8 protein-coding genes are annotated in these 8,608 nt (G+C 60.7%); 2 read left to right on the top strand and 6 right to left on the bottom strand.

Annotation, left to right across the window (positions count from 1 at the left end):
• Positions 1-696, bottom strand: a 696-nt coding sequence (locus ACIREA_RS20410) for a universal stress protein (protein WP_397384190.1), incomplete at its 3' end; no start/stop codon positions are given.
• A gap of 103 nt (positions 697-799) precedes the next feature.
• Here ACIREA_RS20410 and ACIREA_RS20405 point away from each other — a divergent pair.
• Positions 800-1,699 (top strand): LysR family transcriptional regulator, encoded by a 900-nt coding sequence (locus ACIREA_RS20405; protein ID WP_397384189.1) that lies wholly within the window; start codon positions 800-802, stop codon positions 1,697-1,699.
• A 13-nt stretch (positions 1,700-1,712) separates the two neighbouring features.
• Here the strand turns inward: ACIREA_RS20405 and ACIREA_RS20400 are convergent, their stop codons facing one another.
• The 3 genes from ACIREA_RS20400 to ppk2 all read right to left on the bottom strand — a co-directional run bounded on the left by ACIREA_RS20400 (position 1,713) and on the right by ppk2 (position 4,621).
• On the bottom strand, positions 1,713-2,927 hold the full coding sequence (locus ACIREA_RS20400) for a hypothetical protein (protein ID WP_397384188.1): 1,215 nt from the start codon (positions 2,925-2,927) through the stop codon (positions 1,713-1,715).
• A gap of 44 nt (positions 2,928-2,971) precedes the next feature.
• On the bottom strand, positions 2,972-3,361 hold the full coding sequence (locus tag ACIREA_RS20395; protein ID WP_397384187.1) for a hypothetical protein: 390 nt from the start codon (positions 3,359-3,361) through the stop codon (positions 2,972-2,974).
• A gap of 84 nt (positions 3,362-3,445) precedes the next feature.
• Complete coding sequence (ppk2, locus tag ACIREA_RS20390) at positions 3,446-4,621, bottom strand: polyphosphate kinase 2 (protein WP_397384186.1); 1,176 nt, start codon at positions 4,619-4,621, stop codon at positions 3,446-3,448.
• A gap of 284 nt (positions 4,622-4,905) precedes the next feature.
• Between ppk2 and ACIREA_RS20385 the strand changes: the two genes are divergently transcribed.
• Complete coding sequence (locus ACIREA_RS20385; protein ID WP_397384185.1) at positions 4,906-5,370, top strand: hypothetical protein; 465 nt, start codon at positions 4,906-4,908, stop codon at positions 5,368-5,370.
• Positions 5,371-5,531: 161 nt separating this feature from the next.
• Here ACIREA_RS20385 and ACIREA_RS20380 read toward each other — a convergent pair whose 3' ends face one another.
• Both ACIREA_RS20380 and ACIREA_RS20375 read right to left on the bottom strand, forming a co-directional pair.
• Positions 5,532-6,938 (bottom strand): DUF1501 domain-containing protein, encoded by a 1,407-nt coding sequence (locus ACIREA_RS20380; protein ID WP_397384184.1) that lies wholly within the window; start codon positions 6,936-6,938, stop codon positions 5,532-5,534.
• Between the two features lie 22 nt (positions 6,939-6,960).
• Positions 6,961-8,608 (bottom strand): DUF1553 domain-containing protein (locus tag ACIREA_RS20375; RefSeq protein WP_397384183.1); only part of this gene is annotated, 1,648 nt, incomplete at its 5' end.

The following is an 8,608-nucleotide window of genomic DNA, read 5'->3' as shown; positions in this document are numbered from 1 at the left end:
CTCAGCCTCGATCTTGACGTGCCGGGAGGCGAGTTCCTGCTCTGTAAAGACCAGCGGAATCTCGCCCGTCATCGCGATGGCGGGCTGCACATTGGCCAGGAACAGCCGCGCATCAAACTCACGAGCAAGAGCGGCGGCGAGCGGAAAGGCCTTGCGTGAGTTCTCAGAAAAGTCTGTGGGCAGCAGTATCCAACGGAAGGCGGTGGCATTCGCCGCCGGCCTGCTTTCATCCGGACGTCCGCGCATCACGAGCACGGGACATGGCGCGTGCTGGATGATGCGTTCCGCATTGCTGCCGAGCAGCACATGAGCCAGACCCGTGTAACCATGGGTTGAGATGACGATGAGATCACACTCCAACTCGGCGGCCAGTTCCACGACCACATGAAAAGGTTTACCCACAGCCACCACCTGCCGCACCGGCACATCGGCAGGCACATGCTCCGCCACGAACTCCGCGAGCTGCTCACGCGCCGGGCGCTGCCAGTCCTGCTGAAGGCCGACGGCATCCAGCACCACATGCGAACCATGCGGCTGATGCTTCACCACATGCACGAGAGTGAGCTTCGCATCAAAGCGCCGCACCAAGTCCAGCGCAGCGCTGAGCCCGTGGAGGCATGGCTCGGAAAAATCCACTGGAGCCAGGATGTGGCTCGGATGGATTACATCAGGTGTTGGATCAGAATTCGCCTTCATAAAGTCATCGTTTTCTACACTTCATTTTGGAACTTCACGGCAGAGCAAACGAGTATCCATTTCCGAGTGGAATCATCGGTTTAACCGAATAGTCTGGCTGCACATGGACTCACTGAACTATCACCATCTCCGCTACTTCTGGGCCGTGGCCAAGGAGGGATCCATCTCACATGCGGCAGAAAAGCTGCATATCTCACAGCCCGCGATCTCAGAGCAGATTCGCGAGCTGGAGACTGCCCTGGGTGAGAAGCTCTTCCGCCGCGAGGGGCGCGGCCTGACGCTGACTGATGCCGGGAAAACCGCCTTCATCTATGCGCAGCAGATTTTTGCTCTCGGACTGGAGCTGACCAGCGTCATCAAACAAGGCCCCTCCGCGATGAATGTGCGCCTGAATGTCGGAGTGATGGACTCGCTGCCGAAGCTCGTCACCAATGAGATCTTGGGCCCTGTTTTCTCACTGCCGCAGACCGTGCATGTCATCTGCCGCGAGGGAAAACTGCCCGACCTGCTCGGGCAGCTTGCCGTGCACCGGCTGGATGTCGTTCTCAGTGACGAATCCGCATCCAGCAGCACGAACTTCAAGACCTTCAGCCATGCGCTCGGGGAGACGGGCACCGTGTTTTGCGCGGAGAAAAAGCTTGGCTTGCGACTCCGGCGCGGTTTTCCCCATTCACTGCACGGTGCCCCGGCCCTCCTGCCCACAGAAAACACCGCGCTACGGCGTGCGCTGAACACCTGGTTTCACGAGCATCAGATCGAACCCAAGGTCGTGGCTGAGTTCGACGACCCCGCCCTCATGAAGACCATGGCAGCGGAAGGTCGCGGCTACATCGCCCTGCCCGCCGTGTCACTGGCCGACGCCGTTTCCTGCTACAACTATCAAGTGGTGGGAAGAGCCGATACCTGCCGCATCCGATTTTATGCCATCACCGGCAAACGCATGATCGAGCACCCCGCCGTGCGGCAGATGACCCAGGACGCGCGCGCGATTTTTCACGGCTGAGCGCATCACTCCATCACTTCCCTGACCGCAGTGCCCGGTAGGCGGCACCCATGGCCTCCACCTTGGGCCAGTCATTGGCAAAGCCTCCCCAGCGGAAGGCCATGACGCCGGTGGCGGGCAGCCGTGTTCCGTGGTCGATGACGGCGCGAATCTGTTCGACGGGCACGGCCTCGCCCCAGTCGGCAAGTTGCACGATGGGCCAGATGCGATGCTTTTCTCCTGGGGTGCCTCGGATGCCAAGGTGCTCGCCCAGTTGGCGCGTCTGCCGTGAGACCCAGACAGGGTCCGTAGCATGACCGAATCGCGCGTGGTAAGGCATGATACTGAAAACATCGAGATAAGCGGCCTGCGCCTTGAGGTCGATGGCCAGCTTCTGGCGCATGGCGCCGGCATGATCATTCTCGTCCCAGGGGCAGTGAAAAGTGCCCAGCAGCGCCACTGGCCGCGTAGCGTTGAGAATCTCGCGATACTCGCGGACCCATTCGGTGAATACCGCACAGCGAAAGTCGGTCCACGCCTGCCGTTGCTCGCCGAGCAGCAGGCGGGCAGCGGCAGGCACTTCTGCGGGCAGCTTGAGGCCGGTCTTGCGCGTGAACTCCACCAAAGCCTGCGGGCAGAAGTCGGTGTCTGGCAGTTGCGGGGTGGCCTGCTCCCAGCTCGCATGAGCGTGGTGGTAGTCCAGCCAGATGCCGTCGATCTCAAAGGTCTCCAGTACCCGGCGAAACTCCTGCATGCGCTCACGACGGTAGCCCGCGTGGTGGGCGCTCACGCCCTGCCAGCCATTGTGTGCCGGGCTCGGCTTTCCATCCGGGCCGATGGGTGCGGCGTCTGGATGCTCGCGCAAGAAGGCCGCGTGATGCATGGAGTTGAACTCCGCAAAAACCTTCAGCCCCATGGCGCGATGCTGCGCGATCTCCGCCGCCTTCAGTCCGCCTGAACCGACCCAAACCGCATTGATGCCGTAGTCCGCTGGCTTTTCACCGCGTGCGAGGATCTGCGACAGATAACCGCCGTAAACGCCCGTGATCGCCACCTGCGCGCGAGGTGCGAGAGCCGTATCTTCGGCTCCTGCCGTTTGAAAACCAGCAGTCAATGATCCGGCGGCGGTGGTGCGCAGGAATGAGCGGCGTGTGGACATGTTCATGGTGAGAAGAATCGTAGCTGCGGGGAAGTTTCGATGACTGAACGTGATGACGGACATCGAGTCATACGACTTCAGTGCTGGCATCTTTTTCCCGCAGCTTCAACGCCGCCGCAGATGCGATGCTCAGCTCAGGGCAAAGCGCTGACGGTGCTCACGGCCGCGGTGCGTAGCCCAGTGAGGTAGGCGCAGTCCATCACGGCCAGAGGAATGCCAGTATCCACATTATTGCAGACCTGGATGCCCGTGACAATGGGCAGGCCATGCGGTGGATTTTTTGCAAAACCACCCACCCATTTCAGTCCGCAGGCACCGAGCTGCTTGAGGTAGGCTGGCGTGGCGTGGATGAAGTAGTCCGGGTCGGTGCCAGCGGGGTGCACACCGATCTTCGGGTGCATCTCGTAGCTGTCAGCGGAATGCTCACGCATAGCCTGTTCGACCGCTCCGAGCACGTCATCGCGACTCAGGTCGAGCTGGATGATGTCAGACTGGGAGAGAAGAAGGATTTTGATGGATTTCATGAACCCACAGGTTGCTATGAGAATGCCCCACGAACTCACCGCTGCTTGCCCAATTGAAAGCAGGTTTTGTGCGATGAGCACCGCCTAGCCATTTCCAGCGCTGGCGAGCTGGTCGTCGCCACGGCTGGGCACCAGGGACGGACGACCGACGATGAGCGGATCGACCGGACCGATGCGGTCGATGTTTTGCTTGGTATAAGGCAACCGATGGAGGAAGTAGCGCATCACATTGAGTCGGGCTCGCTTCTTGCAGTCGGACTTCACGACGGTCCACGGTGCATCTGATGTGTCGCAGTTCATGAACATGGCCTCCTTGGCGCGTGTGTAGGAGTCCCACTTGTCCAGGGAAGCCAGATCGACCGGGCTAAGCTTCCATTGCTTCAAGGGGTGCGCCTTGCGCTCTTTGAAACGACGGCGCTGCTCCTCACGGCTGACGGAGAACCAAAACTTAAATAAAAACACGCCACTGCGGACCAGGTGGCGCTCAAACTCGGGCACTTGGCGCATGAACTCGTTGTATTCCGCATCCGAGCAGAAGCCCATCACGCGCTCCACTCCGCAGCGGTTATACCAACTGCGGTCAAAGAGCACGATCTCGCCCTTGGTGGGTAGGTGGGAAATGTAGCGCTGAAAATACCACTGCCCGCGCTCGACCTCATTCGGCTTCTCCAGGGCGACGACACGGGCACCGCGGGGATTGAGATGCTCCATGAAGCGCTTGATGGCCCCACCCTTTCCTGCGGCATCACGTCCCTCGAAGAGGATGACCACACGCTGCCCCGTTTCCTTCACCCAGGCTTGCAGCTTCAGCAGTTCCACCTGGAGTTGATACTTCTGCTTCTCGTATTTTTTTCGCGAGAGCAAATTGAGGTAGGGATACGCTCCCTCACGCCAGCCAGGGGAGAGTTCGGCATCGGGATCGACCCCTTCGGGCCCGGTCGTTTCGGGCGCAAACAAAGCCCGGCGCAGAGCCTTGGCCTCATCAGGAGAAGCTCCAGCGATAAGCGCCTTCATCTGCTCCAATGGCTCTCCTGGAGAAGTCCCTGATGTCATCTTTGTCAAAATCTCCGCGACGGTCATCTCCCGCTGCGTCTCTGTACGAACCCCCGCCTTGCTCACTACATGTTTTTTGACACCTGCAGCCGTCAAACTCGTCGGCGTATCGCCCGAGGAAGCCCTCCGAGGCTGGTTGGTTTTTTTTGAACGCTGAGTTGGTTTGCTCAGGCTCGCGGAGTTGGCGGAAGTGGATTTGGTAGGCATGAGAAAATCAAAGTCGGTCAAAGCACTCGAATTGTGCCATCTGGACGATCTTGGCAGTGTATCCGACTACAGAGCTGATCACGCCGTGGATTTTGAGATTCACCATGTCGATCTTGGCGTGCGAGGCAGGGCCTTCGCCTCCGTTCCTGTCTCAGAAAGGTTTCGCAATCCGACATTAATAACACTGGCACAATCAGGCGCAACAGAGGCGCTAGACGCGGACGCCAGCGATCCGCTAGCCTGTGCATCATGAGCAGCTTTCGTCTCCGACCCGCTTTTCGCATGTGATCGACATCGATGTGGAGGGGGCAGGGGAATTGATCACAAAATACGTACGCGAGCCTGCGGACCGTTGTGAGGTGAAAAGTTTTCCGGGCTATGTGAGCCTGCATGTGGTGGAAAAGGACACTCAATACTGGTCACCACGTCTCAGCCTGAGCCTGGAGCCCGAAGGCGAAGGGAGAACACGTGTGGATGGAACCTATGGCCCGAGTACGAACGTATGGGCGGCCTTTTTGTACGGATACATGCTGGTGGGCTCGGTCGGTGCTTTTTCTGGAGTGCTGGGGGGCTGCCAGTTCTGGCTGGGCATGCAGGCGTGGGGGCTGTGGATTGTCACCCTCATGCTTCTGATCGCGGTGGGGATGTACCTCACGGCTCAGTTTGGCCAGAAGATCGGAGCACAGCAGACTTTCATGCTACACCAGATTTATGAGGCGGCAGTGGGACAGAGCGTAGAAATCGGGTGATGCGGATGCCGAAAGAATCGGACCAAAGGTGAAGCGTCCATCCTGCTGGCTTGAATAACCGGCAATTCTACCGATCACACAACTCAAACCAAATCCATCGATGAAAACTCTGATCACTGTCGCCTTGCTCTCCTTCTCCTCTGCGGCTCCTATTTTTTTTGTTAAGCGATGATCTCGCGCACCACTTCGCCGGAGACGTCGGTGAGGCGGTAGTCGCGGCCGAGTTTGCGCCAGGTGAGGTGTTCGTGATCGAGGCCGAGGAGGTGCAGGATGGTGGCGTGGAGATCGTGGAGATGGACTCGGCCGGCGACGGGGCGGTAACCGAATTCGTCGGTCTCGCCGTGCATGAAGCCGGCTTTGACGCCGCCGCCGGCCATCCAGGTGCAGAAGCTGTCTGGCTGGTGCTCGCGGCCGTGTTTTTCGATGGGGGAAGTGCCGCTGAGGTCCTGGCTCCAGGGGGTGCGGCCAAACTCGCCACTCCAGACGACGAGGGTCTCATCGAGCAGGCCGCGTGATTGCAGATCGCGGATCAATCCGGCGCAGGGTTGATCGGCGGCGGCGCAGGATTTGGGGAGATTTCCGCGGATGTCGCCGTGGTGATCCCAGCCGTCCAGGGTCACCTGCACGAAGCGGACGCCGGCCTCGCTGAGACGGCGGGCGAGCAGGCAGGCGCGGCCGTTTTTGTCCGTGGCCTTGCCACCGATGCCGTAGAGTTTTTTGGTGGCCTCGGTCTCTTTGGAGAGGTCCACGAGGCCGGGGGCGGCGGTCTGCATGCGGAAGGCGGTTTCGAGGCTTTGGACCATGCCTTCAAGGCGGACATCGGCGGCATCGTGTTCGATGAGGCGGCGGTTCATGCGCTGGATGAAATCAAAGCGGCGGCGCTGGGTGGCGCTGTCCGTGGTGGCATCCGTGAGGAAGTCTATGGCGGGATCGGTAACCTTGGCAGGAAGGACGACAGGCGTGCCCTGATGCGCGGCGGGGAGGAAGGAGGAGCCGTAGAGCCGGGTCTCGATGCCGGGATGGATGGTGAGGAAGCCGGGCAGGTTTTGATTCTCGGTGCCGAGGCCGTAGCTGATCCATGAGCCCATGGAGGGCCGGGCCTCAGCGGTGACGCCGGTGTGGAACTGGAGCGCGGCGGGGCCGTGCTGGTTGTTATCCGCGTGCACGGCGCGCAGCAGGCATAGCTCATCCGCGATGGCAGCGGTGTGCGGCAGTAGATCGGAAATGGTGACGCCGGATTGCCCACGCGGGCGCACGGGGATCTCCGTGCCGAGCGCGAGGAGCTTGGCGGTGCTGACGTGTTTGTCCTTCTCAGGCAGAGGCACCGCGACGCTGTGGCCGTGTTTTTTCTGAATGAGCGGCTTGGGATCGAAGAGATCCATCTGCGAGGGACCGCCGGCCATGTAGAGAAAGATGACACGCTTGGCCCTGGCCTGTAGCCGGGATGGAAGCGGGGCGAGCGGATTCGCGGCGCCCTGCGCCAGCCCATGCAGTGCCATGGCGCCGAATCCGGCGCTGGTGCGCTGCAACCAGGCGCGGCGGGAAAGGGATGAAAAGGGGGCGGTCATGGCGGATTCAAATCAACTGAACTCAGTACCGAAGGAGAAACTCATTGGTGCCGAACAAGGCGCGGGCCAGCTCTGTCCACGCAGCCGTCGCAGGTGTGCCATGGCTGGTGTCTTTGAGGAAGTCGAGCGCGTCGGCTTGCTCGGCAGGGGTGACGGGACGATTCAAAACACGCAACCAAAGGCGGGCGATGCGGGAGGGGTCGCTGTCCTTTGTGGTGGCGAGCAAATCACCCGCGAGATCGGCGGCGCGTTGGCGGATCAAGTCGGCATTGAGGAGATAGAGGGACTGGGTGGGCACGGTGGTCTCGTTGCGCTTGCCGGTGATCTGCGCGGGCTGGGGGAAGTCAAAGACATCGCGCAGGCGTGCGGAGCCTAACTGCGTGCCGGTGCGGACGACGGGCAGGTAGAGTGTGCGCTCGTAGTTCTGCGAGGGGCGCTCAGTTTTGATGGCGAACTGTGGGTGGTTGCTCTTCGGCTTGAGTGGGAGTCCGCTGACGTTCTCTGGAAACTCCAATGGAAGGCCCGGGCCGCCGGCTGGCGCGGCAAGGCGCCCGCTTGCGGCGAGCATCGCATCGCGGATGGACTCGGCATCGAGCCGCTGGCGGTTCATGTGCCATAGCAGGCGGTTTTCGGGATCGCTTTCGGAGGCGTGGGCATTTTCGCCCGCGCTGGAAGTCATGCGGTAGGCACGGCTGAGGGCGAGGAGACGGATGAGCTTCTTTTGCGACCAGCCTTCCTTCATAAAGCGATGGGCGAGGTAATCGAGCAGCTCCGGATGGGTGGGGTTCTCGCCACGAATGCCGAAGTAATCCACGCTGCGCACGAGACCTTCGCCGAAGAGCTTTTGCCACACGCGGTTCACCGCGACGCGGGCGGTGAGCGGATGGCGCACGTCCGCGATCCAATCGGCCAATTGGAGGCGGCCGCTTTGCTTGGCGGGGATCTGCGGTTGGGGTGCCCACATGGCCACGCGCACGAGTCCGCGCGGCATGGTATCTCCCAGCGCATAAGGATTGCCGCGGATGGTTAGACGCATGTCGGCAGGCTCGGCCACATCTGCCACCGCGAGGGCTTGCGGCTTGCCTGGATCAAAGTATTCGGCGTGGGCGATCTTGCCTTCCAGTGTCTTAATCTGCACGCTGAGTTCTGCTCGATGCTTCTTGGTTTCGGAAGACTCGGTGTGGGCTTTGTCCTTCAGCGCGGCTTCGAGCGGTTTGAGCTCCGCGGTGAGCTTGTCCTTTTCTTGATGCCAAGTGGCGAGGTGCTTCTGGTGCTCGCTCGCGGCGGCGCGGTCTTCGGGCATCTCTGGCAGCGGGACGCGATAGACATTGCTCCAGATGCCGAGGTTCGTTCTGAAGGTGGTCTTGGTGCTGCGGAACATGCCCGCGATGCCGTAGTAATCCTGCTGGCCGATGGCGTCGAATTTGTGATCATGGCAGCGCACGCAGCCGAGTGTCATGCCGAGGAAGGCGGTGCCCACCTTGCTGACCTGACTGTCTACGAAATCGTATTCCATCTTCAGTTTATCAATCGAATTGATGTCCACATCACCGAGCACGATGAAACCCGTGGCGATGAGATTTTCGCGGCGTTCCTGCGGTGATGCGGCGGGCAACAGATCACCAGCGATCTGCTCGCGGATAAAGCGGTCGAAAGGCTTGTCCGCACTG

Origin of the sequence: Prosthecobacter sp. (genome assembly GCF_044373815.1) — a bacterium.
In the GTDB taxonomy this organism is placed as follows: domain Bacteria; phylum Verrucomicrobiota; class Verrucomicrobiia; order Verrucomicrobiales; family Verrucomicrobiaceae; genus Prosthecobacter.
The sequence above is the reverse complement of the archived record's forward strand: the minus strand, read 5'-3'. Positions and strand labels throughout refer to the sequence as shown.